General features: G+C 65.9%; 24 protein-coding genes and 1 tRNA gene. 22 read left to right on the top strand and 3 right to left on the bottom strand.

Features of this window, described 5'->3' with window-relative positions; all coding sequences use genetic code 11:
- The first annotated feature begins 54 nt into the window (after positions 1 to 54).
- From IPV69_RS05940 to IPV69_RS05850, 19 genes are all read left to right on the top strand, one after another.
- On the top strand, positions 55 to 633 hold the full coding sequence (locus tag IPV69_RS05940; RefSeq protein ID WP_206294001.1) for a hypothetical protein: 579 nt from the start codon (positions 55 to 57) through the stop codon (positions 631 to 633).
- A gap of 99 nt (positions 634 to 732) precedes the next feature.
- A complete protein-coding gene (locus IPV69_RS05935) occupies positions 733 to 1644 on the top strand; it encodes a major capsid protein (protein WP_206294000.1) in 912 nt (303 codons plus the stop codon).
- An 87-nt stretch (positions 1645 to 1731) separates the two neighbouring features.
- Positions 1732 to 2202, top strand: a complete 471-nt coding sequence (locus tag IPV69_RS05930) for a hypothetical protein (protein WP_206293999.1) — start codon at positions 1732 to 1734, stop codon at positions 2200 to 2202.
- 65 nt (positions 2203 to 2267) lie between these two features.
- On the top strand, positions 2268 to 2549 hold the full coding sequence (locus IPV69_RS05925; RefSeq protein ID WP_206293998.1) for a hypothetical protein: 282 nt from the start codon (positions 2268 to 2270) through the stop codon (positions 2547 to 2549).
- 61 nt (positions 2550 to 2610) lie between these two features.
- Positions 2611 to 3528, top strand: a complete 918-nt coding sequence (locus tag IPV69_RS05920) for a hypothetical protein (protein WP_206293997.1) — start codon at positions 2611 to 2613, stop codon at positions 3526 to 3528.
- 62 nt (positions 3529 to 3590) lie between these two features.
- The gene (locus tag IPV69_RS05915; RefSeq protein WP_206293996.1) at positions 3591 to 4994 is read left to right on the top strand and encodes a right-handed parallel beta-helix repeat-containing protein; all 1404 of its coding nucleotides are present in this window, start codon (positions 3591 to 3593) and stop codon (positions 4992 to 4994) included.
- A 58-nt stretch (positions 4995 to 5052) separates the two neighbouring features.
- Positions 5053 to 6186 carry a hypothetical protein gene (locus tag IPV69_RS05910; RefSeq protein ID WP_206293995.1) on the top strand — a complete coding sequence of 378 codons (1134 nt, stop codon included), beginning with the start codon at positions 5053 to 5055 and terminating at the stop codon, positions 6184 to 6186.
- A 47-nt stretch (positions 6187 to 6233) separates the two neighbouring features.
- Positions 6234 to 7043 (top strand): DnaT-like ssDNA-binding protein, encoded by an 810-nt coding sequence (locus tag IPV69_RS05905; RefSeq protein ID WP_206293994.1) that lies wholly within the window; start codon positions 6234 to 6236, stop codon positions 7041 to 7043.
- The gene (locus IPV69_RS05900) at positions 7040 to 7375 is read left to right on the top strand and encodes a hypothetical protein (protein ID WP_206293993.1); all 336 of its coding nucleotides are present in this window, start codon (positions 7040 to 7042) and stop codon (positions 7373 to 7375) included. The genes IPV69_RS05905 and IPV69_RS05900 overlap by 4 nt, the downstream gene beginning before the upstream one ends.
- A gap of 5 nt (positions 7376 to 7380) precedes the next feature.
- Complete coding sequence (locus IPV69_RS05895; protein WP_206293992.1) at positions 7381 to 7767, top strand: hypothetical protein; 387 nt, start codon at positions 7381 to 7383, stop codon at positions 7765 to 7767.
- Between the two features lie 8 nt (positions 7768 to 7775).
- Positions 7776 to 8228: a hypothetical protein gene (locus IPV69_RS05890; protein ID WP_206293991.1), complete on the top strand. Its 453-nt coding sequence runs from the start codon at positions 7776 to 7778 to the stop codon at positions 8226 to 8228.
- Entirely contained in the window at positions 8225 to 8734 is a 510-nt protein-coding gene (locus IPV69_RS05885; protein ID WP_206293990.1) for a hypothetical protein, read from the top strand. The genes IPV69_RS05890 and IPV69_RS05885 overlap by 4 nt, the downstream gene beginning before the upstream one ends.
- Before the next feature lie 58 nt (positions 8735 to 8792).
- Complete coding sequence (locus IPV69_RS05880; protein WP_206293989.1) at positions 8793 to 9122, top strand: hypothetical protein; 330 nt, start codon at positions 8793 to 8795, stop codon at positions 9120 to 9122.
- 20 nt (positions 9123 to 9142) lie between these two features.
- Positions 9143 to 9460 carry a hypothetical protein gene (locus IPV69_RS05875; protein ID WP_206293988.1) on the top strand — a complete coding sequence of 106 codons (318 nt, stop codon included), beginning with the start codon at positions 9143 to 9145 and terminating at the stop codon, positions 9458 to 9460.
- Positions 9461 to 11095 carry a tape measure protein gene (locus IPV69_RS05870; RefSeq protein WP_206293987.1) on the top strand — a complete coding sequence of 545 codons (1635 nt, stop codon included), beginning with the start codon at positions 9461 to 9463 and terminating at the stop codon, positions 11093 to 11095.
- Positions 11095 to 12339: a hypothetical protein gene (locus IPV69_RS05865; protein ID WP_206293986.1), complete on the top strand. Its 1245-nt coding sequence runs from the start codon at positions 11095 to 11097 to the stop codon at positions 12337 to 12339. The genes IPV69_RS05870 and IPV69_RS05865 overlap by 1 nt, the downstream gene beginning before the upstream one ends.
- A 12-nt stretch (positions 12340 to 12351) precedes the next feature.
- Positions 12352 to 14541, top strand: a complete 2190-nt coding sequence (locus IPV69_RS05860; RefSeq protein ID WP_206293985.1) for a hypothetical protein — start codon at positions 12352 to 12354, stop codon at positions 14539 to 14541.
- A complete protein-coding gene (locus tag IPV69_RS05855) occupies positions 14541 to 15245 on the top strand; it encodes a hypothetical protein (RefSeq protein ID WP_206293984.1) in 705 nt (234 codons plus the stop codon). The genes IPV69_RS05860 and IPV69_RS05855 overlap by 1 nt, the downstream gene beginning before the upstream one ends.
- On the top strand, positions 15245 to 15604 hold the full coding sequence (locus IPV69_RS05850) for a hypothetical protein (protein WP_206293983.1): 360 nt from the start codon (positions 15245 to 15247) through the stop codon (positions 15602 to 15604). The genes IPV69_RS05855 and IPV69_RS05850 overlap by 1 nt, the downstream gene beginning before the upstream one ends.
- 162 nt (positions 15605 to 15766) lie before the next feature.
- On the opposite strand, the gene IPV69_RS05845 is transcribed toward IPV69_RS05850, so the two are convergent.
- A tRNA-Ser gene (locus tag IPV69_RS05845) sits at positions 15767 to 15857 on the bottom strand.
- Between the two features lie 90 nt (positions 15858 to 15947).
- The gene (locus tag IPV69_RS05840; RefSeq protein WP_206293982.1) at positions 15948 to 17330 is read right to left on the bottom strand and encodes an SLC13 family permease; all 1383 of its coding nucleotides are present in this window, start codon (positions 17328 to 17330) and stop codon (positions 15948 to 15950) included.
- 228 nt (positions 17331 to 17558) lie between these two features.
- On the opposite strand from IPV69_RS05840, the gene IPV69_RS05835 reads away from it, so the two are divergent.
- Positions 17559 to 18230, top strand: coding sequence for a universal stress protein (locus IPV69_RS05835; RefSeq protein WP_206293981.1), 672 nt, complete (start codon positions 17559 to 17561; stop codon positions 18228 to 18230).
- Positions 18231 to 18323: 93 nt separating this feature from the next.
- On the opposite strand, the gene IPV69_RS05830 is transcribed toward IPV69_RS05835, so the two are convergent.
- Entirely contained in the window at positions 18324 to 18791 is a 468-nt protein-coding gene (locus IPV69_RS05830) for a TspO/MBR family protein (protein ID WP_206293980.1), read from the bottom strand.
- A gap of 68 nt (positions 18792 to 18859) precedes the next feature.
- Here IPV69_RS05830 and IPV69_RS05825 point away from each other — a divergent pair, with 68 nt between their 5' ends.
- Both IPV69_RS05825 and IPV69_RS05820 read left to right on the top strand, forming a co-directional pair.
- Entirely contained in the window at positions 18860 to 20902 is a 2043-nt protein-coding gene (locus IPV69_RS05825; protein WP_206293979.1) for an ATP-dependent helicase, read from the top strand.
- Between the two features lie 546 nt (positions 20903 to 21448).
- On the top strand, positions 21449 to 22156 hold the full coding sequence (locus IPV69_RS05820; protein ID WP_206293978.1) for a response regulator transcription factor: 708 nt from the start codon (positions 21449 to 21451) through the stop codon (positions 22154 to 22156).
- The last annotated feature ends 472 nt before the right edge of the window (positions 22157 to 22628 follow it).

Here is a 22628-nt window from a genome sequence, read left to right as displayed (position 1 = left end):
CTTCGAAACCCATTCAAACGACTCTTTAACGCCGCCCCGCGGCAAGGACGAAAGATGACTGATGCCAATCAGCCGCCGGCCGGCGGCATCGACGCCAAGGCCCTGCAGGACGCGATCACCGCGAGTGTGACGTCCAGCCTCACGGCGGCGCTCAAGCCGCTGCAGGATCAGATGCTCGCTCTCCAGCAGCAGGCCCAGGCGAAGCCAGCCCCCGCCCCGACCGCCGCCGGCAAGGCCGACGCCGGTGAGAAGCCGCTCACCGCCGCCGAGGTGCAGAAGCTGCTGGCGGACGGTCTGGCCGCTCATAGCCAGCAGAGCCAGCAGTCGGCCGCCCGCGAGCAGTACCTGGGCTCGAAGCTCAAGGATCTGCCCGAGGCGTACCGCAAGCAGCTCGGCAACGATCCGACCAAGTGGCCCGCCGAAGAGCAGGCGATCCGCTCCGCGTACCAGGCCGACTTCAAGGTCGCCGGCGGCACGGTCACCGACAAGGGCGGCGTCGACGCCGGCGGCAAGAAGCCCGGCGACACGATCGACGTCACCAAGCTCTCGGCGACCGAGTCGATCGCCCTGGGCCTGAAGTCGTCCGCGCCGGCCCGCTCGGCCCCAGCCCCGGCCGTTACGGAAGCGAAGTAATCCGCCCGGCGCGTCGCAGGCCACGAAGCCCTGTGACCCGCCGGCAGCCTCTGCTTCGTGAGTGAGACCGACGATCAAGACCAATAAGGAGATTTGACCATGCCAGCCATTAGCCTGCTCGACTACGCCAACCAGACCAACGACCCGATGCGTCGCGGCCTCGTGCAGAAGATCACCAACGAATCGATCTTCCTGCGCATGCTGCGGTTCATCCCTGTCGACGGATTCACCTACAGCTACGGCCGCCAGGACACCCTGGGCGGGATCGCCTTCCGCGCGATCAACGGCAGCTACACGCCGGACACCGGCGTGATCAACCCGCTGATCGAATCCCTGGCGATCATGGGCGGCGAGGTGCGGACCGACCGCCAGATCGTCAACAAGCAGGGCGACATCGTTCGCGCCAACTCGATCGGTGCCAAGATCAAGAAGGCCGGCCTCTACTATGACAAGTACGTCATCAAGGGAGACCCGGCCAACGACCCGCTGCAGTTCTACGGCCTCAACGGCCGGCTCACCGGCAACCAGGTGATCACCGCCGGTGCCAACGGCGCGGCCCTCACGCTCGACATGCTCGACCGGGCCCTCGACGCCGTCGTCGGTTCGAACAGCCAGAAGAAGATCGTCTGCAGCAAGGCGGTCCGCCGAAAGATCTCGTCGCTGCTGAAGGCGACGGCGGGCGGGGCTTCGATGATGGACGCCGCCGGCCAGGTCTCGATGTACGACGGCGCGGCGATCGAGCTGCTGGACGAAGACGGTGATGAGTCCGCCATCCTGGACTTCAACGAAACCCAGGGCAGCTCCGACGTCACCACCAGCCTCTACGTCGTACGCCCCGGCTCGGACTCGGACGGCGAGTACGTCCAGGGCCTCATCGGCAGCAAGATGATCGAGCACGTCGAAGTGGGCCTGCTCGGCACCTATTACAGCGACCTGGTCGAGGCCAACATCGGCCTGGCCGTGTTCCACCCGCGTGCCGCGTGCCGCATCAAGGGCATCACCAACGCTTAAAGCTCGCCGCCGGCGGAGCTGGAGTCGGAAGCAGACAGACGAATCGCAACCACGTCCGCCAAGGCGGACCCTACGGAGACAGAAGCAATGAATCACCTGACCACCCTCGGACTTCCCCTTCTCGGACTGGCGGCACTGGTCGCCGTCGTTCTCTTCTCGCTTGTGGCGACGCAGTTCATGGCGGAGCCTTCGGTCATCGGACCGCAGGACGCCAACTTGATGCTGCAGGCGTCGGTGACCAAGACGGCCACTTTCAACTCCACCGCGCTGGACCTGGGGCAGGGGTTCGCCCCGGGCGGTGCGGGCAAGCCCATGTCGGCCAATGTTTTTGTCAGCTCGATGGACACCGACGACGGCAACGAAACCTACACGTTCGCGCTGCAGGACTCGGCAGACAACGCGACGTTTGTCGCCCGAGGATCGGTGGCGGTCACCGCGGCCGGCACTGGCGTGATCGGGGCCGTGATCAAACAGCGCTACGTCAGGCTGGTGCTCACCACCACCGGGACGACGCCGTCGATCACGTATCTGGCGTATCTGCAGCCGCAGTCGCTGTAAGGCAGCCGGCGGCGGCAGGCACGGCGTGTGACCGAAGTCAGGCAAGACAACTTTTGGAGAACAAGATGGCAACTGCAAAGCGAGCAACCGGACCTTGGAAGGTCCGCATCAGGAACGCCGGCTTCAACCGCCGGCACGGTCCGTACTGCCTCAGCTTCGTCGACGGGCAGGCGTCCACCGACGACGCCAGGGCCGCCGCCTGGGCAACGGAGTGCGGCTACGAAGTGAAGGACGAGGCGACGGGCCAGATCGTCAACCCGCTGCCGTTGACCGAAGCCGAAACGGCCGCGCAGGCCGAAGCGGCGGCTGCGGAGGCGAAGAAGAAAGCCGAGTCGGCCAAGAAGTAGAGCACCAGGCACGTAGGCACGTAGGCACGTAGGCACGAAGGCACGAAGGCAAGGACGCACCATGCAGCTCAACAGCACCCAGATCGCCGCGTTGGACAAGGACAACCGGCAGTTCAATCTCCTCACCGGGACGCTCTTCAGTGACTTCGTCCAGGACATGCTGGACGGCCTGGAGGCCGGCACGGTCGGCTCGACTGCCAACGGGTACGACCTCAACGCGGTCGCGCCCGCCGACACCTGGTGCGCCCAGAACGCCGACACGACGACCGGGCTCACGCTCGGGTATCGGGCCGGCAAGGTGCGGTTCGGCAACACGCTGGTGAGCGTGTCGGCCGGCACGATCGCACTGAGCAGCTCGACGACCAACTACGTCGAGGTCGACTCGGCCGGGACGGTCAGTAAGAACACCAGCGCGTTCACCGCCACGCGCATCCCGCTGTTCACCGTCGTCACCGGCGGCTCGACGATCACCACCGTCACGCCGGCGGTGTACGCCCGCTTCGGCCTCTCCACTGGCAGCATCACCGGCACGCTGGCCAGCACGGCGATGCAGACCAAGTCGCTGGTGATTCCCCTGGGCACGATCGCGACGTCGGCGGGCTCGACGAAGTTCTGCATCCCGGTGCCCTCGGTCGGCTCGGCGGCGCAGATCAGCCGGGTGTCGTTCGTCAACGCGGCCGACCTGGCGACCAGCGACACCAACTACGCCACGTTCGGCCTGGTCAACAAGGGAGCCGCTGGCACCGGCACGCAGGCCATCGTCAACATCGCCACCGCCGCCAACTCCACCAAGGTCACCGGCGGAGCGCTCCTGGCCGACTACGTCGCCCGCGACCTGACGCTGGCGACCCTGTCGATCGGCACCGAGCGCGACGTGGCGACGGGCGACACGCTGGAGTTCACGATCACGGTCGCCGGCACGCTGGGCAATACGCTGCCGCAGTCGTCGCTGCTGGTGGAGTTCAAGATCGTTGAGTAGGCACGCGGGGCGTGCCGAAGTCGGGAGTCCGAAGCTGGGAGCTGGAAGAAAACGGAGTCAGCATGGCGACACGCAAATACACGATCGACGTCCTCGACGACGCGGGCCAGGAGGTCAAGCGGGTGTTCACCGCCCAGCCCAAGGTCGGCGAGTCGCCGGTGTCGGCGGAGCTGGCGGCCGTGCTCGACGCGGCGTTCCGGCCGGTGCCCGCGCCGGCTCCGACGCCTGCGCCCGAACCTGGCACGGTGACTCCGCCGCCGCCTGTGTCGCCGCCGATTGTCACGCCGCCCGTCGTCGTGTTGCCGCCGCCTGTGGTGGTTCCTCCGCGGCCGGCGGGCATCCATGTGAGCCAGGGCGACAACTGGGCCGAGGCGGTGCGGTCGGCCAAGCCGGGCGACACGGTCTGGCTGGCGGCGGGCGGCGTCTGGACGACGCAGCTTGCCGACACGGCTCTGCGGCTCAAGGGTGTCACGATCGCCGCGTACGGCGACGGGCCCGCCCCCCTGATCACGGTCAACAAGGGCTCGGCCTTGACGCTGTGGCGGGCAATCGAGCTGGTGATCAATGGCATCCGCTTCAGCGCCCGCCAGCCGACCGCCCAGGGCGTTCGACTGCTGGGTTGCGAGGTGACGGTCTTGAACGGCTGTGAGATCACCGGCTTCACGATCGGCTTGGCAGCTGAGGCGTTCGGCGCGAACCGCGGCAAGGCTCTGAACATGGTCAACTGCGACGTGCACGACAACTACAGCCAGACCGGCGACGACAGCCACGGCGTGTACGTCGACGCCTGCGATGGCATCCAAGTGCGGGGCGGCCGGTACCACCACAACGGCTGGCGGGAAAGCCAGCCGGCGGGCGCGAGCCGGATGCGAAACCACAACCTCTACATCACCGGCGAGAGCCGGCAGCTGTCGGTCACCGAGGCCCGGATCTCCGCCGCCTGCTCGCACGGGCTCCAAGCACGGTGCGGCGGGCAGATCGTCGGCAATCAGTTCATCGACAACCCGATCCACATGAGCTTCGGCCTGGTCAATGGCGCGGGTCCGATCGTGCCCGGCGGCGTCACGGGCAAGATCACTCGCAACCTGTTCCTGGGCGAGCGTCCGCTCGGCAGCGACGTCGGCGTTATAGAGCGACGGGGCTGGGCGATCGAGGCGAGCAACGTCAAGGAGGCCGAGATCTCCGGCAACGTCTTCGCCAACAACGGGCCGGCGAACCCCCAGGCCAGCCAGGCGGCGATCAAGTTGGACCTTTGCCGGCTGACCGGCAAGGACGCGAGCACCCCGCATCCCCAGGCGAAGCAGGTGATCAAGATCGGCAAGCTGGCGATCTTCGAAAACAGTTGCACCTGGCCGAGCAATGCACCAGGCGGACCGGTCTGGGTTGGCGCGGCGTGCGACGAGCTGCGACAGCAATCGTCCTGGCCCGCCGTTGATGTGGCGGCCGTGCGAGCAAGCGTCCGCTGATGTTCAGCGGAGCAGGACCGACGAGGACCGTTTAGACCCCGTTCGAAGGATTGAACCCATGAGCTACCCCAACCAGGCAGACGTGCGTGAAGGCGTGTTCTACGGCGAGAGCGACGAGCTCGAAGGCAGTCTGCAGTTGCCCCCGCAGGGCGAGGTTCGTTACGGATTTCCGTATGGGGGCGGAGGCGGCACAGAGGCCAGCGGCCAGCTCGTCCTTCCCGCGATAGCAGACGTGCGGGCGGGCGTGACCTACGGGTATGTAGGGGAGTTCACCGGCAACGTCGTCCTGCCCGAAGTCGCCAACGTCCAGTCGGGCACCAACTACGGCTCGTTCGACGGCAGCACCTATCAGTACGTCGGCGAGTACACCGGTGGCGGTCATCCCAACCAAACCGACGTGCGATCGGGCACGGTGTTCGGCAACGGAAGCGAGTACACCGGATCGCTTGTTGTCCCCGCGGCCAGCGACGTCCGCGACGGCGTTGCTTTTGACGTCGGCTTGGGCAATCTGACGCTCCCACAGACGACTCAAGTGTCGCTGGGCGTCTCCTACGGCGGGAATGGGACGGAGTACACGGGCACCGCGCCAGACCTCGCTTCCCTCACGTCGACGGTCAACTCCATCCTCGTCCGCACGCCGGACTACAAGCCGAGCGTCAACACCGGTGGCGAGATTCGCGCGAGCGTTGTCAACGGCGACGTGAACGGCCGCATCCTGGGGACCGGCTCGGGGACGATCAGCGGCGTCGGTGTCCGCGCCGTCGACAGCAGCGGCAACGCGATCGCCCCGGCCGCGACGGCACTGAGCACGTCCAACTGGACCGGCGCCCGCGCCGGCTACCTCGACAAGCTCAACGTCACCGGCACGCTGGCCCACACCGACAACGCCAACACCTTCAAGGCCGACGTGAGCAGCCTGGCGACGGCCAGCGCCGTCGCGGCATTGCCCTCGTCCTCGACAATCGCCACCGCCGCCGCCGCCGCGATCCTCGCCAGCCCGAGCAACAAACTCACCACCAACGGCAGCGGGTACGTGACAACGACCAACCCCGGCAGCGGTGCGTCGGCCGGCGACATCGCCACGGCCATCCTGGCGACGCCGGCCAACAAGCTGGTCACCAACTCGGACGGCCAGGTGGAGACCAGCAACCCCACGATCGTCCGCAACGTGACGGTGAACGTCCCCAGCTGAGCCGCGGCTTCTCTGCGTACTGCTTACTGCCTACTGCCTACTGACCCATGACTATCGAAGTCGAAATCTCCGGTGACACGCCCGCTTCGGTGGTGCTTCGCGACAGCACGAACACCTACGGCGTCAAGCGGACCGACACCAACGCGGTCGTGGTGGCGGCGGGGACGGCGATGGTCAACGCCGGCGGCGGGATCTGGCGCAAGAGCTTCGACGAGCCGGCCCTGGGCCTGACGTACGCCTACGGGTACCGCATCACCTGGGACGACGGCAGTTATAACGACGGCAGCCGCACGATCGCCGGCTCGACGGACGCCGGGCCGAGCTACCTCACCGTCGCCACCGCATCGGCCGTGCTGGTATCGGTGCCGTCGACGCAGCTCGCCGCCTACCGGGCCGCCAGCGACGCCGACAAGCTGGCGGCCCTGGTGCAGGCGACGGCGGAGATCGACGCCGCCGGGCCGTGGCAGGGCCGGCGGTACGACCTGGACCCCGCCGTCCAGACGCTGGAGTTCCCACGCGTGCCTTACGAGCGGTACCAGACCGCACCCGGTCAGGCGATTCGGCCGCCGGCGGCGTACGCGATCGCCGAGCAGGTCTGGGACTGGGACGACACGACCAAGACCGCCGTCGTGCCGCGCAACGTGAAGCTGGCCGTCCTGCACCAGGCCAACGCGATCCTGCTCGGCGAACGGGCGGCCCGCCTGGACGCCCAGCACGACGGGCTGGCCAGCCAGGACGTCGGCAGCCTCAAGGAAAGCTACCGCCCGGCGGCCGGCGGTGGGCGGGAGAAGAACCTGGTGCGGCAGGCGGCGGATCTGCTTCGGCCGTACCGGCTCAAGAGCGGGAGGATCCTGTGATCACCAACGCCACGCTCACCAGCCACATCGCCCGCGGGGCCAGCGCCCGCGACGGTACGGCCTCATGGGCGTCGCCGTCGACCCTGACCGCCCGGTGTGCGGTCGACGCCCCACGACAGGCCCAGCGGTTCACGCTGGGGGCGACGATCCAGGACGCGTCGGGCGTGATCTACGTGCTGAAACCGGCCGTCGCCGGCGTGACGATCAAGGCCGGCGATCGCCTGGCGGCCACGGTCGACGGCTCGGCCGGAAAGACGTACCAGGTGGTGTTTGTAGTCGATCGACAGAAGAGCGGCGGGCTGAGCCACCTGGAGATTTTCGTCAAGGAGTGACCGCGATGTCCGCCTCGATCGACATGACTGAAATCCTCCGCGGCCTCAACCGCTTCGACGCGGCGGCCGTGTCGGCGGCGAGGACGGCGGTCGATCAGTTCGGCGAGCACGTGCTCGGCGACGCCCAGGAGATCTGCCCGGTGGAGAGCGGCGCGTTGCAGGCCAGCGCCACCAGCGAGCCGGCGGTGATGGTGGGCCTGAAGGTGAGCAAGACGATCGGCTTCAACATCCGGTATGGGGCGGCCCGGCACGAACGCCCGCCGGAGAAGGACGTCGGCCCGCGACAGAACCCGCGCGGCCAGTGGAAGTTTCTGGAGACGGCCGTGCGTGCGGCCGCTCCCAAGTTCGCCCCCTTCGTGGCGGCAAGAGTGAAGGCGACGACCGCCGACTGACAACCGAAATGCCCCTCGACCCGCACAACCTCCTCGACAAGCTCGCGACCTACCTGGTCGCGACGCTGTCAATCAACGAATCCGGCGGGCGGTCGATCTGGACCGGGCCGGCCGACGAGACGCAGGTGCCGCTGGACAGCCTGGGCCGGGTCGGCGTTTACACCGAGCTGCGGAACTACGCCGGTGCCGTCTCGACGATCGGCCTGCCAACCGCGTCCATCCAGGCCCGGTCGGTCGGGTACGTGGAGGCGGACGTGCGGGCGAGGGCGCTGGCGATCGTGCGGGCCTTGCTCGACGCCCAGGGCAAGCCGATCCGCAACCTGCAGCTGCCGACCAGCGGGACGGCGACGCACAAGATCCTCGCCGTGCAAAACCTCCGCGGGCCGGACTACATCAACCGTGACGACAAGGGCCGCCCGGAGTGGGTGGCCAACTTTGACCTGGAGTACGTACCCCTATGAACACCTATGACATTGCCAATCTCAAGCTCGGTGCCTGGGACGTCACCTGGGGCTCTACCGAGTTCGGCGCGGTCGACGACGTGACGCCGACGCTGGATCTGATCCTCAAGGAGAAGCGGGTCGGCAGCCTCGGGCCAATCGACCTGGGCCACTGGATTCTCGGACTGGGCGGCATGATCGTCACCAACTTCCGGGAGATCACCGCCGCGCAGTACCAGGCCCTGTTCCCCTGGTGGACGAGCGGCTCAATCCCGCTGCAGCCCAGCGGCTTGAACACCGACCTGTACAGCTACGCTGCGCTGCTGAAGCTACACCCCAACGAAATCGCCGAGGCGACGACGACTTTCGACATCAACCTGTTGAAGGCCGTGCCAAAGAAGGTGACCCCGCCCAACCGCAACGGCGACGTGCCCGACGTGGTCCGCGTGGAGTGGCAGTTCTATCCCGACCGCGCCCAGCTCGGCACGATCAAGGCGTACGGCTACATCGGCGCGCCGCCGTCGTAACACCTCGCGGTGCAATCCGTCTCTGCGTCTTTCTCTCTGTCCTCTTACCTGGCACCAAATGCTCATCGATCAAGACACCAAGCCCAATAACGTCCCGCTGTGGGACCTGCAGCTTCGAATCGGCGGCAAGACCTTCACCGTGCGGGAGGTGACGCTCAAGGAGTTCGCCACCATGCGGCTGGCGTTGCCCCGCGAGGCGGAGATCCAGCAGATCCTCGGCCTGGTGAGTGACGCCGACGCCGGCGGGCTTCGCGAGCTGCTCGAAGACGACGACGTTCGCGACGATGTGACGACCACGATCGGCGCTTACATGGGGTCCCACCTCGAAAAAAAACGGGCGGCCCGTCGCAACCAGGTGCGGGCCGCAATGGGGCTGGCGGCGATCTAGCGTTCGACCTGTGGGACGCGGTGGCGGCGCTGATCGAGATCTGCCCGGCCATGACGCCGGCCGCCGCCTTGGACTTCGGTGTCGTGTCGTTCGGATACCTGCTGGCGGCCAGGCTAAAACGAGACGAGCGGATCGAGCAGCGGATGAAGCAAGAGCGGCTGAAGGTGAGCGTGGCCGGCGAGCCGGACGCCGACGGCGTGGGGCCGATGAGTGACGGGCCGGGCGGCACGAAGTCGCAGCGGTTCAGCGGCAAGGCGGGATTCCAGATGCTGTATGCCCAGCTGGGGCTTGGCACGGCAAATGACGGTGAAGGCAAAGGGCCTTCGAAGCAGGATTGAATGTCGTTCGACGCAGGCGCGGCAACTTCGACACTCGGGCTCAACGTGGCCCCGTTCCGCCAGGGCATGCTGGAGGCGACGGCGATCGCGCAGACCTTCCCGCCGGTGGTGACGGCGTTCCTGGCTAACCCGCTGCTGGGCGTGGCGGCGCTGGCAGCGACGGTGGGCCAGGCGATCGCGACCGGCCTCAGCTCGGCGATCGGCACGGGCCTGCAGCTCGCCGGCGACATGGAGGCGGCGACGATCTCGATGGAGGTGCTGCTTGGCTCGGCCGGCCGTGCCAAGTCGATGATGGTGGACCTCACGAAGTTCGCCGCCGCCACGCCGTTCGAGCTGCCGGGGATCGTGGCGACAGCCCGTCAGTTCCTGGGCTTCGGGATGGCGGCCGACAAGGTGCTGCCGTCGCTCAAGGCCCTGGGCGACGTGGCGGCGATCGCCGACAAGCCGCTGCAGGAGGTCGGGCTGATCTACGCCCAGGTGATGAGCAAGACCAAGCTCCAGACCGAGGAGCTGCTCCAGTTCGCCGAGCGGGGCGTGCCGCTGCGACGCGAGCTGGAGAAAATGACGGGGCTCAAGGGCACCGGCTTCGACGCCGAAGTGACCAAGGGGAAGATCTCGTTCGACATGGTGGAGGAAGCGTTCCGCCGGATGACCAGCGGGACGGGTGCTTTCGCCGATGGCGCGGCCAAGAGCAGCCTGGGGATCAAGGGGCTGCTGTCGACGCTGGCCGACGCCCGGGGCTCCTTAAACCGCGGCTTCGGGTCGGGGTTCGCGGAGGGGCTGAACTTCAAAGGCGTGGTGACGGACGCGACGGCGATCCTGGGCAACCTGGAGGGCGTGGCGACCAGCTTTGGCCAGCGGCTGGGCGGGGCTCTCCGGCCGGTCGTCGAAGAGGTGGTGGGCTGGATTCGCGACCACCCCCAGGAAGCGGCTGCCAAGGCGCAGGCGGCGGCCGACGCGATCGTGGCGGCGGTGGGTGCGGTGACCCGGGCAGTTCAGCAGGTGCTGCCGATCGCCGGTGCCATCCTGAACAACATCAAGGAAATCGGGCTGGGGGCGGCGGGCATCTCGGCTGTGCGGGTGGTGACCAACCTGGCGAGCAGCTACTTCACCCTGGCGGCGGGGATCGGCGCGGCCAACGCGGCCCAGGCGGCCGGCGGCGGCCCGGGCGGTCTGGGCGGGGCGGCGGCGGCTGCCGGCGGCGTTGGCGGTGCCGCACGCGGCGGACTGCTTCGCGGCCTGGGCGGACGCCTGGGGCTGGGTGCTGGCGCTGGGCTGGGCGTTGGCGGGCTCGCGTACGGCCTTACCGGCGACGTGGGGCTGTCGGGCGGGATCGGGGCGGGTGTCGGGCTGGGTGTGACGGTCGGCAGCTTCTTCGGCCCGCTGGGGCTGCTGATCGGGGCGTTGGTGGGCGGAGCCGGCGGGGCACTGATCGGATCGGGCACGCCGCTGGTGGACACCAAGCTGGGCAACAGTCGGACGGAGCGGACGGTGACGATCAAGGTCGGCCCGGATACCGACGCCGCGTCGCTGGCTCGGCAGATCGGCAACAAGTCGATGAGCGAGCTGCGACGTTGGCTGGAAGAACAGCAGGCGTCGGGTGAGTTCCGGTCTCTCACGGCGGAGGGCCTCTAATGGCCGGTGAGTTTGACGCACTGTTCAAGGCCACGTACGGCACGGCTGACTTTCAGCTCGTGGACTACACCGCCTCGGAGTCGGCCGAGATGAAGGACGGCCTGGGGAGGATCGGCACCACCGTCAGCGTGAAGGGTGAAGGGTACATCCAGGGGACCGACGCGGCGGACTTCGGCCTGAAGCTGGCGGCGGTGTGCGCGGCGTTCCGGCTGAGCGGCCTGCCGCTGCTGATCTCCGGGCTGACTGGCGTGCTCGAGTACAGCGTGCTGCCGGCGCAATCGCTGGAGGGCGGGCCGCACGTCAAGTCGTTCGAGCTGCTGCCGGCCGGCGAAGAGGCCCCGCTGGTCAAGAGGCTGCAGTTCGAGATCGCAACGTCGCTCAACCAGGGCGACGGCGAAGGCGGCGGCGACGAGCAGAGCAGCTTCTCGGTGTCGGTGGCCACGCGGGCCAGCAACCTCAAGGCAGTCACCTACCGCGGCGAGGGGCGCGGCACCAACGCCGCCGCCGTCTTCCGCACCGCAACCCAACCACGCATCCGCGCGTTGTACCCGGCCAACCTCTGGCCCCTGACGACCGAGGAAGTGAAGAACGTGGCCGAGGATCGGGTGGAGTGGACGCTGACCTTCACCGAGCTGGCGACACCGCTGCCGGCGGCACCGGCCGGCGCGGAGATCTTCGACGGTGACCTGGTGCGAGCGACGGAGCTGGACGAGCACTACGGCAAGGTGCAGACGCTGTCGATCGACTTCGCCTTCAGCGGCGACCCGATTGCGATCAAGGACCTGGTGCGGCCGGCGGGCACGATCCTCCGAGAACGGTGGGACTACAACACCCACCAGGACCGGCGGGTGAAGGCGTCGTTCTCGATGCTGAGCAGCACGGAGGGAGACGACCTGCTGGAGTGGGACAACACGTTCACGACGACGAAGGAAGGGGCGGACCGGCCGGTGTTCGAATACTTCGGCACGCTGCCGAGGTTCGGTCTGAAAGCCCCGGTCTACCGGGCCGTGCAACGCGGGCGTGCCTTGACCGTGCTGCGGTACCTGAAGGCGCCAGAGCCGATCCTGGACGCCAAGCTGCTGGCCAAGCCGCCGGTGGTGGTGTGCCGGCCGGTCGATCGAGTGCGGCGGGAAACCACGTGGGAGTATGAGTTCGTGAGCGAGGCGTCGCTGGACGTGACGGCCGAGCGGCTGGGCAAGCTCCGCCGGCCGGTGAATGCGAACCTTCAGCCGGGGTACTTCTAAATGGCGTCGGGCGTGACGTACAACCTCATCCGCTTCAAGGGCGTGCCCCTCACGCTGGAGGGCCAGTTCACCTGGCGGGCGGGGTTCGAGCCGTCGAGCAACAGCTTCACCTGCACGCCGGCCGGCTACGCCACGCTGGCGGCGGATCTGCGACGCGCGGGCGACCTGAGGTTCTACAGCAGCAACGACACGACGCCGGACCTGACGATCCAGGATCTGCGGATCGCCGACTTCCAGGCGGCGGAGATCGCACGCGACATCAACCCGCCGCACGCTCCGATCATCCAGAAGTATCGCGTGGTGCTGACGGACGCGCGGGAGACGTACAAGGCACCAAGGGGCGGGCGGGCCAACCTGCCAGCCAAGCGGGCGGCCACCGCCGCCGATCAGGACGAAGAGCGGCCCGAGGATCTGATCAAGACCAACAAGGACCTGATCGAGTACCTGATCGGGCAGATGGGTCTTCCGGATGTGGCCGGTGTACACGAGGGCGTCAACCAGTTTCCGTTCCTGCTCACCACGGCCGGGCTGGAGCAGCACGCGGCGACGGCCCTGGCCGACATCCTCGACGCGTTCGGCATGGTGCTCTGCCCGCAGATGGTGGGAGGCACCAAGGTCTACTTCTTCGGCGAGGGGCCGGCGCTGGACCTTCCCGCGGCCGACAAGCTGCCGGAGATCCCGCTGCCGGGTGTGGACCGGCGCGGCAGCACTGTGATCGTCACCAGCCGGCCGACGCCAGCGATCGAGACCAAGACGGTGACCGGGCCGTCCGATCGCACCTGGACGTTCGTCATGAAGGACCCGCTCCGCGCGGACGGCGTCTACCGTAACCTGAAGTCGATCGACGACCTGGGCGGCGACCCGATCGCCACGCTGCGCCGGAAGCTGTCGAACGTCGCCCGCGAACGCCAGCAGCTCTACCTCGACCAGCTCTACCGCTCGATTCGCCTGAGCCGCGCGGACTTCGGCGAGGCTCCGATCACCCGGGTGGTCAAGCGGCTGAAGAACGAGAGCAACCCCGAGGGCGGCGAGACGGTGACGATCCAGGATGCCGGGTTGATCGTCGAGGCCAAGATCGCGGTGAAGGACCCAATCACCGGGCGGTGGCGTCGATCGAGCTCGTTCGTCCGGTGCACGCCGGTGGGCCTGGAGTTCAGCGTGCTGACGGTGAAGGAGCCGTTGATCACGCTGGACGTGGACGACACCGACGATCCCTTCGCACACGCCAAGGAGCTGGCGGACGGCGATCTGCGGGTGACGTTCAGCCGTGAGATTCGTGACGACCAGAAGCGGCCGGTCTACTTCGACTTCGGCCTGCGTCAGGACACCGGCGGACTGACCGTGCTGGGTGATGCCGAAATCCAGAACGCCTTGAGCGACGGGAAGTCGGTGGTGCTGCAGCGACCGGAGATGCAGCTCGTCCAGGAGCAGGGCAAGCCAGACAACAAGGACCGGCTGACGGCGCAGGCCCGCAAGCTGGCGGAGCGGTTCGTCATCACCAGCGGTCGTGAGCCGTTGCTGGCGGCGGCGGCAGGCTTCCATCGGGTGGAGCTGAGCGGGCGGGTGTCGGAGGTAAGGATCAGCCAGGACCCACCGCGGACCGACGCCTATCTCAACACGTACTGGATGCCGAGCGAGTACTACCTGGCCCAGGTGCGCAAACGAACGGGCAACGGCAGCGGAGCGGGGACGTCGATCGTCCGGCCGGAGACCAAGCGGCTGTTCGACGGCACGGGCGGCGGCGTTCAGCCGGCCGTGCCGCTGGGCTTCGCCAGCAACTCGATCGAGGTACCGCCTGGGACGTTTCCCTGCCTGGCCAGCGTGGACGGTGGCAAGGCTGGCAGCCCGACTGAAACCTGCACGCTGACGTACAAGCTGTTCGACCAAACCGGCCAGCCACTGAAGTTCGCCAGCGGCGACCTGGTCAAAGAGCAGATCCCGGCCGTCTCACGATTCGCCACCTGCGAGTACGTCAGCCCGCCTGATCTCTCGCCGGCCCTGGCCTATCGCGACGTGGAGGGGACGATCAAGCTCTGGGCGGTGGGCAAGGAGATCCCGAAGACGGACTGGGTGACGGCGCTGGTCGAGTGGACCGTCGACGGCGACAACGACAAGATCCAAGGCCGCTACCGCGAGTTCCTGGTGCTGGAGGCCAAGGACGCCGGCGAGCTGGTCGACCTGCACACCGGGGAGGACTGCTGATGATCCCCCAGCCTCCCCAGATCCGCCGGCCGCCGCTGCGGTGGCGAACGTCGCCACGAACGGCCGCTCGGCCGTTCGTGGACCTTCTCAACGGGCCGATCAAGTTCCGCGACGGCAAGATCCTCTTCACCGAGACCGGCAAGATCGTGATGGGGGATTGCACGTCGGCGGTATGCTTCGGCTGTGCCGGCCGCGTGCCCAAGAGCCTGGTCGCGACGGTGGCCGGCGTTGATCTGGCGACCACCTGCACCGACTGCGCCCCGTTCGTCAGCGGCGAGTCGGCCCGGATCGTCAGCGGCACCGTCAACGGCACCTACAACCTTGCACGCAACGACGCCGCCGGTGGCTATTGCGGCTGGTCGGCCAACATCGACGGCATCGTCCAGCAGCGGCGAGCGGGCACCACCTGCTCGGGCATCCTGGTGTACGAGGTCACGCAGTTTTGGATCTACGTCAATCACCTGTCGGCCGGCTCCCCTGGCTTCCCTGGCACGCCGGTCGCGACGATCAGTAAGCGTGGCGACACGGGTGGGGCAGCTGGCGAGAGCGTGTTGTTCAACGGCACGCTGGCTGAAACCGACGACTGCGAGTCTGGGTGGGTGTTCAGCGCCGAAAACACCGTCCTGAACCCCTGCCTGAACAACTACGGCTTCGGCGGCTCCCCGGGTGCCAACGGCACCATCACGATAACGCCTGTGTTCTGATGGCCGACTTTCACAGCAACCTCGCCACCTGCCACCGCTGCCTGATCCGCGCGGACGCGTTCCGCTGCAATGGCGTGTGCCCCTGCGTGGTGGACGGCCGGGACATTGCCGAGCACGCCGCCCTCGATCTCTGCCCGCGGGGGCATTACCGCTGCCGTGGGCTTGGCGACCTGGTGGCGCGGGTGCTGAACAGGACAGGAATCGCCCGGCTGGCGAAGCGAGCGATCGCCGATCTACGGCAGGTCAACCGCTGGCTGCTGCCGGATGGTGCGGAATCGGAACCCGACTGCAGCTGCGAAGCCAGGCGGGTCGCAATGAACAAGGCGGTGCCGTTCGGCCGCCCATCGAAGGTGGTTTAAAGCCCCTTCGATCAGCCCACAAAAAAAGCCAGGCCGCATAGGCCCGGCTTTAAGTGCGCGCTTGACGCTCGTCTAAAGTCGTTGTCCAAGATTCTAAACTTGGGCGTCCAACTACATACACCCGCGAATCCTGCATGCAGGAGTCACGGGCTGATCATTCAACGGAGAGGGAGGGATTCGAACCCTCGCTACGGATATGACTCCGTAGAACGGTTTAGCAAACCGTCGCCTTCAGCCGCTCGGCCACCTCTCCTGACGACGTTCGGGGAGGCATCTTATCGTTCGCAGCGCGGAGCGTCAAACGGTGGCGGCATTTGCATCGTCGGCGACGTCTCCGCGAGACCTACGGAACGCCCGCGGTCCGCAGGGCGAACCGGCCGGTCAGGGCAAGCAGCGCGCAGCCGACCGCCATCAGGATGAAGCCGGGGATCATCAGATCGCGGGGACGCAGGCCGCCCTGGTTGTAGGCGATTGCGTTCGGCGGCGTACTGATCACGAATGGAACGCCCATCGACGCCGCCAGCGCCACCAGCACCGCGAACGACGCGGTCGGGCTGATGCCCAGGCCGATCTGGATGAGCATCGCCGACGCGGCGGTATTGCTGGCGACGGCGGAGATCAGGGCACAGGCAACGATGAATCCCAGCAGCAGCCAAGCATCGGGCATCGCAGACCCGTGCAGCGATCCGGCCATGGTGTGGGCGATGCCGGATTTATCGAGCAGTTCGCCCAGCGAGAGACCGCCGGCGATGAGCATCAGCGTATCCCACTCGATGCGCTTGAGGTCGGCCGGTTCGAGCAATCGAACGGCAAAGAGGGTTCCAGCTAATGCGATCGCAATCACGCCGGAGGGCACGTGGTGAAGCGGTTCGGTCAACCAGGCGGCGATCGTGAACAGCAGCAGCACCATGACGGCTCTGCCGCGATTGCCGAGCGGCGGCGCGTCGATGATGACCGCGTGCATGGGGCCACTCACCCCATGGAGCCGCACCAGCAGTACCCAGCTCACGGCGACCATGAACATCGTCAACGGCAGGGCGAACGCGATCCAGTGCGCAAAGTCGATCGCGAAGATGCCGCGGACCGCACCGATTGCGATCAGGTTCGGCCCGCTGCCGATGGGCGTGGCCATGCCGCCGAAGTTCGCCGCGAACGCGACCCCGAGCAGCACTGCCTGACGGAACCGCGCCAATTCGCCGGAAGTGGCAGCGCCGAGCGGGAACAGTGGCCGGAGGGTGACGATCATCATCGCGCCGGCGGCGATGTTGCTCATCCACATGCTCATCAGCGCGGTGCCGATCATGACGGCGGCGAGCAGTCCCCGCTGGCTGCCGCGGGAGCAGTGGACCATCAGCGCGGCGACGGATCGATCGAGTCCGCACTTGGATGCCGCCAGTGAAAGTGTGAACCCGCCGAAGAACAGCGCCATGACCGGATTAGCACCCCACCCCATGACGCGGCCGAGGGAGAATGCGGCCGGGTCGAGCGGGCCCAGCAGAAGTGGCGTTGCGGCCAGCAGCAGAAGCGTCGTCGCAAAGAGCGGGACGATCTCACTCATCCAAAGGACGAGGCAGGCACCAGCGATCGCCGTCGCCCGGGCGTGCCTGGGATCGTCGATCAGCAGCAGTGGAAGAGCGATCGAGGCCAGCAAGGCGGCAAGGGCGGCCCATCGGCCGGGCGTGGGCCGGGTGAATCGCGGGCGAGGTTCGTCGGATTCGTCGGCCATGGGCCCCGAGGATCATCGGGCAAAACGGGCTCGGCTGGAATGGTGGCGCACGACGTGCGCCGGGATGGGGAGGACTCCTATGGCCATAGGTCGCAGGCCCATGCGATAACAGTTTCGTTTTCCGATGGTCGGGCCGGCGCTCGGGGCGAATAATCCGTTGTGAAGGTTGGGGAGGATGAAGCACGGTGATGGCCGCAGGGCCGTCAGGCCCCGCTTTCGGAGGCTACCATGTCGACTCAATCACTTCTTGCCGCGGTGGAACGTTACCTTGAAGAAGAGCAGACCGTACTCGCCGCCTCGGGCGAAGCGGGCACCAAAGGGGTGGAAAGCCGTCTGGCAGCTGCGCGTCGGGCGTTGCGGCGGGAGATGGAATCGCTCAGCACATGGGAACACACGCCGCATGCGTTCTCTCGCGTGATGGTCGCGGTTGACGACAGCAAGCAGGCGGAGTGGGCGCTGGAACTGGGTGTAAGAATCGCACGGACCACGGGAGCCGCGATGGCGGTGGTTCATGTGGTTCCGGAGCCGGGTTCGGTCTCGCCGGAGCTGGCCTACGCCGAGCCGGCACTTCGGGCTGAGCGGCGTGAATCGGCGCAGCGGTTGCTTCAGGAGATCGTTTCCAGGATTCCCGAGGGCATCAAGGTGACGTCGGTGCTTCACGAAGGCGCGGCATCCCGACATATCTGCGCCGCGGCGAAGGACTGGGAGGCCGATGTCATTGTCATTGGCACGCACGGCCGTGGGTTATTGGGTCGGTTGCTTTTGGGTGGAACGGCCGAGATGGTCGTTCGCCACGCACATTGCCCGGTGCTGACGGTTGCTCACCCGCCAGTCCCGGCAACGCAGCTGAGCGAGGAGCCGGCCGAGCACGCCGATGCCGTTGCGGCCGCGGAGAGGTGATCGCAACGGTGGCGAACGCCGCCGGTTCAAAAGGCTCACGCTGTAGACGGCCGGTCGCGACGCAAGACGTCTCGGCCGGCCGGTCTTTTGCGCTCATCGGTTCAACTGCCAGATCGTAAAGTTGAGAAACGACGCGAAGGACACCCAGGCGATATAGGGGAACATCAAAGCGCCGGCCGGCCGGGAAACGCGCCAGAACAAGGCCGTCGTCGCAATGATGGCCAGTAGCAGCACCACCACTTCAACCGCCGCCCAGCCGATCTGCCGCTGGCTGAAAAAGATCCAGCTCCAGGCGACGTTGAGGAGCAGTTGGATCGCAAACAGCGTCAGGGCACGGGTGCCGAGCTTCGAGTGGGCCCGCCACACCAGGAACGCGGCGATGCCCATCATTACGTAGAGCGTGGTCCAGACCGGGCCGAAGATCCAAGGCGGAGGATTCCAGCTCGGCTTGACGAGTGTCGGATACCAGCTGCGGACAGCATCGGATGTCAACCAGCCGCCAATTCCGCCGGCCGCAAGGCACAGAATGATGAACCCGGTGAGGGCAACGGCGTTTCGCATGAATCTACAGTAGTCGCGACCGTTGCGTTTTGCGCTCGTCGGCGTATCTTCCCGGCCCGCCGTCGCCCATGAAACTCAACCCCGAACAGGAACAAGTCGCCGGTCATGTCACCGGGCGAATTCTCGCGCTGGCCGGGCCGGGCTCGGGAAAAACGCGAACCCTTACCGAGCGCACCGGCCGGCTGATTCGTGGCGGCGTAGACGCAGGGGCCATCCTCTGCCTGACGTTCACCAACAAAGCCCGCGACGAAATGCGCCAGCGGATTGCGGGAAGCTTCGGTCAGGCAGCCAACGCCGTGTTCATTTCCAACTTTCACGGCCTATGCGGAATTCTGCTGCGTAAGTTCGGCCGCCCGCTCGGTTACGAGCCTCGCCTGACCGTCATCGATTCCGACGACCAGATCGACCTGATACTGCAAATTGCGCGCAAGAAGGGAATCGAAGCCAGCAAGCCGCAAGCACGCCTGCTCGCCACTCTGGCCAATGACTGGCGCGAGAATCTGGGCGACGACGACGCGTTGGAGGAGCTGGCGTCCGGCCGGGCGAGCCACGAAGAAACAAACATCGTCCGCGACTACGTTCGGCTGATTCGCGAACGCGGACAGGTGGACTTCAGCGGGATGCTTTCCGAGACCGCCCGACTGCTTCGCAGCGAGGGGCTGGTGCAGGACAAATTGCAGCGCAAGTTCCGCTTCATTCAGGTGGACGAATACCAGGACACCAATCGTGCCCAGAATGAGATCGTCGAGCTGATCGCCGGCAAGGACGATAACGTGCTCGCCGTCGGCGACATGGACCAGAGCATCTACGAGTGGCGGGGGGCCAGCCCGGACAGTATTCCGCGGTTCATCGAGAAGGGGCGACACAAGACCGGCTCGTGCAAGGTCGTGAAGCTGGGCGTCAACTACCGCAGCACGCCGCAGATCGTGGAGGTTGCGGACCGGTTGATTCGGCACTGTTTGGATCGAATCGAAGTACCGTTCAGCGCGATCCGCCCGCCCGGCGAATTGCCCAAGTGTGTAGGCGTCGAGACGCCGGACCATGAGGCCGACGCGATCAGCCAGAACATCCAGAAGGAGATTCGCGAAGGCACTCAAGCGGCGGAGATCGCGGTGTTCTATCGCGCCAACGACATGAGCCGTGCCGTCGAGCAGGCGCTGACGCGGCGGCAGATTCCGTACACGGTGGTCGGCGGTGGAAGTTACTACGACCGGCTGGAGATCAAGGACGTCCTGGCGATGCTGCGTTTCGTCTGCAATCCCAAGGACGGCATCAGCTTCGCAAGAATCGCCAACAAGCCCACCCGCGGCATGGGCGATACGTTGATCGGTCGGTTAGAGAGCTGGGCCGAGCAGCAGGCGGCCGATCTTCTGACCGCGCTTCGCCGCGCACCGGAGATCACCGACGAACACGGCAAGCCCCTGGGTGATGCGGCGCTTCGGGCCTGTGGGGCGGTGTTGGACATTTTCAGCATCGGCTCGAGCGGGCGGAGCGTATGGTCGATCGCCGACGATCTGGTGACCCGATCACGGTATGATGATTTTCTGAAGGAGCGGTACGGCGAGAAGGCGAGCAAGTCGGCACCGCCGACCGCGACGCCCGAATACGAAGAGCGTAAGCGGAACGTGACGGAGTTGCTCAATAGCATCGCCGTCTATTGCCGCGACCATCCGCGGGCTGATCTGGCCGACTACCTACAAAGCATCAGCCTGTATACCGACAGCGATAAAGCCGACGACGCCCGAAGTGTTCGGCTGATGAGTCTGCACGCCAGCAAGGGGTTGGAGTTCGAAGTCGTGTATCTGATCGGGTGCGAAGAGGGGATTCTGCCGCATCACAAGGCGGTCTCCGATCGGCCGGAACGCGGCCTGGATGAGGAACGGCGGCTGTGTTACGTGGGTTTCACCCGGGCGAAGAAGACGCTGCGCGTGACCTGGTGCAAGAAAAGGCAGGACGTGACGTCGCGAAGCGCCGCCGGCAAGTTCAAAGCCAGTCGTCCAAGTCGATTTCTGGCCGAAGCGGGTCTGCTGTCGGCGGCGGAGTTTGAGGCGGCTGTCGCAGAAGCGAGGACGGCCGGTGGACCGGTTCGAACCCATCGTTCGAAGGGTTGAAGTGGGCGTCGGCGACTCGGTCGGTGATTTGCCGCGTGATCCTGGCAGTGACGGCAGCGCGGGAGAGCCGGTCAATCTTCACCAGATTGCCAGAATTCAGGTTGTCTTTTACGCACCTCCAGGGAGATCAAAAAGATTTGGTCCGAACCGCGGTCTGGTTTCCGTCGTTGTAGGTCAACGGGTTGTTGTAAACGGGCTCTACAGTACATTCGGTTCAAAGGCGATCCGGGTGATCCGGTCGCACAATGCAATCTTGGGTCCGGTGGAACCCGTCTAGTGTCAGGTATCGTCTCTGAGAGATTCGGACTTACGAAGACTCGATTGCCTGAGCACGTTCTGTCGGCGGGCGGAAAGCCGTAAAACGAGTCTTGCGTAAGCTTGACACAAGATCGTAATACCGAGCACAATGCATCTTGCTACAACGATCTTGCACAACATCTCACCGCGCGGTTGCAGCCAGTTCAATGCAAGCGGCCTATCAGGTCTTTCAGCAATAATTCGTCAGCTCCAGCGGGCGTTGTACATCAGTTTGATCGGAACACTGCCATGACACACGAACTCGTTTCCCACGGCGACGGGACCCAGACTTTCGAGACCGAGATTGTTTCGACAACTGTGGCAGGATTTGTCTACGTGATAGACGACGACCCGGCCATCCGCCGACTCGTCAGCACCGTGCTCACCAGCCAGGGCATGCGTGTCGAGTGTTTCGAATCGGGCAAGGCTTTTCTGAGCGCACATTCGTCCGACCTGCGGGGTTGCCTGCTTCTGGACGTCGATCTGCCGGAGATGTCGGGAATTGATATCCAGGGCGAGTTGAAGAATCGTGGCGTGCACCTTCCCGTCATCTTCCTGACGGGTGTCGCCGACGTTGATACCAGCGTCGCGGTCATGAAGCGCGGTGCGTTCGATCTGATTCAAAAGCCCTTCGATAAAGCTCGGCTCATCGCGGTGGTGCAGGAGGCGATCTCGCTCGACGCGAAGCGGGCAGTGGTCCGTCGCCGCGAGATGATTGCCCGCGGCCGCTACGACACCCTCAACAGCCGCGAACGCGAAGTGATGGCGATGGTCGTCTCCGGGATGGCCAACAAGCAGATCGCCCGGCAGCTTGAGTTGAGCGAGAAGACCATCGAAGTGCACCGCTCGCGGGCGATGACCAAGATGGGTGCCGACAGCCTCGCCGAACTAGTGCGGTTATCGCTCGATATGGGGATGGCCCCGGTCGATGCCCAGCTATCCAAATCCGATGCCTGAGGGTCTGGGAAAGTCGTCGCAACACGACAGACTCCTGATCGATTCTAATTCCATATCGATACCGGGCCCATTGGTCTGGCCAATCCATTTCTGACGCCCCGCGTTTGGTCGCGTTACCGACTTCCGTATGGTGGTCAGTCCTTCTGCGCCGTCGTTAAACCCCTGGGCAACAATCTGTCATCCAGTGGAAAGTATTCAGGTCCTTGCCGACGGAAGCGGCTGCGACGGCTGGGGCCGGTTTCATTTTGTTGATTCGGGTCGATTCCAACTTGCTTTGGGGTGCAATTGGTACCATTGTGTCCTCGGAGTCGGGACCGCCCTGTTGGGAGGTTCCCACTGATATGAATCTCGGTATCGCACGAACTGCCGACGGATAGGGTGTCGTCTATGGGGAGCAGTCACTGCCCGATAAACGCGTGAACGCGATTACTGGCACGTGGGATTTGCGACGGCAGAGCTTTAGGACGTATCG

The organism is Humisphaera borealis, assembly GCF_015169395.1.
In the GTDB taxonomy this organism is placed as follows: Bacteria; Planctomycetota; Phycisphaerae; order Tepidisphaerales; family Tepidisphaeraceae; genus Humisphaera; species Humisphaera borealis.
This window is presented reverse-complemented; position numbering and strand designations above follow the sequence as displayed.

Bases quoted from the DNA above. Each gene is read 5' to 3' on its own strand.
- IPV69_RS05940 (WP_206294001.1), top strand. From the start codon at position 55: ATGACTGATGCCAATCAGCCGCCGGCCGGCGGCATCGACGCCAAGGCC.
- IPV69_RS05935 (WP_206294000.1), top strand. From the start codon at position 733: ATGCCAGCCATTAGCCTGCTCGACTACGCCAACCAGACCAACGACCCG.
- IPV69_RS05930 (WP_206293999.1), top strand. From the start codon at position 1,732: ATGAATCACCTGACCACCCTCGGACTTCCCCTTCTCGGACTGGCGGCA.
- IPV69_RS05925 (WP_206293998.1), top strand. From the start codon at position 2,268: ATGGCAACTGCAAAGCGAGCAACCGGACCTTGGAAGGTCCGCATCAGG.
- IPV69_RS05920 (WP_206293997.1), top strand. From the start codon at position 2,611: ATGCAGCTCAACAGCACCCAGATCGCCGCGTTGGACAAGGACAACCGG.
- IPV69_RS05915 (WP_206293996.1), top strand. From the start codon at position 3,591: ATGGCGACACGCAAATACACGATCGACGTCCTCGACGACGCGGGCCAG.
- IPV69_RS05910 (WP_206293995.1), top strand. From the start codon at position 5,053: ATGAGCTACCCCAACCAGGCAGACGTGCGTGAAGGCGTGTTCTACGGC.
- IPV69_RS05905 (WP_206293994.1), top strand. From the start codon at position 6,234: ATGACTATCGAAGTCGAAATCTCCGGTGACACGCCCGCTTCGGTGGTG.
- IPV69_RS05895 (WP_206293992.1), top strand. From the start codon at position 7,381: ATGTCCGCCTCGATCGACATGACTGAAATCCTCCGCGGCCTCAACCGC.
- IPV69_RS05890 (WP_206293991.1), top strand. From the start codon at position 7,776: ATGCCCCTCGACCCGCACAACCTCCTCGACAAGCTCGCGACCTACCTG.
- IPV69_RS05885 (WP_206293990.1), top strand. From the start codon at position 8,225: ATGAACACCTATGACATTGCCAATCTCAAGCTCGGTGCCTGGGACGTC.
- IPV69_RS05880 (WP_206293989.1), top strand. From the start codon at position 8,793: ATGCTCATCGATCAAGACACCAAGCCCAATAACGTCCCGCTGTGGGAC.
- IPV69_RS05870 (WP_206293987.1), top strand. From the start codon at position 9,461: ATGTCGTTCGACGCAGGCGCGGCAACTTCGACACTCGGGCTCAACGTG.
- IPV69_RS05865 (WP_206293986.1), top strand. From the start codon at position 11,095: ATGGCCGGTGAGTTTGACGCACTGTTCAAGGCCACGTACGGCACGGCT.
- IPV69_RS05855 (WP_206293984.1), top strand. From the start codon at position 14,541: ATGATCCCCCAGCCTCCCCAGATCCGCCGGCCGCCGCTGCGGTGGCGA.
- IPV69_RS05850 (WP_206293983.1), top strand. From the start codon at position 15,245: ATGGCCGACTTTCACAGCAACCTCGCCACCTGCCACCGCTGCCTGATC.
- IPV69_RS05840 (WP_206293982.1), bottom strand. From the start codon at position 17,330: ATGGCCGACGAATCCGACGAACCTCGCCCGCGATTCACCCGGCCCACG.
- IPV69_RS05835 (WP_206293981.1), top strand. From the start codon at position 17,559: ATGTCGACTCAATCACTTCTTGCCGCGGTGGAACGTTACCTTGAAGAA.
- IPV69_RS05830 (WP_206293980.1), bottom strand. From the start codon at position 18,791: ATGCGAAACGCCGTTGCCCTCACCGGGTTCATCATTCTGTGCCTTGCG.
- IPV69_RS05825 (WP_206293979.1), top strand. From the start codon at position 18,860: ATGAAACTCAACCCCGAACAGGAACAAGTCGCCGGTCATGTCACCGGG.
- IPV69_RS05820 (WP_206293978.1), top strand. From the start codon at position 21,449: ATGACACACGAACTCGTTTCCCACGGCGACGGGACCCAGACTTTCGAG.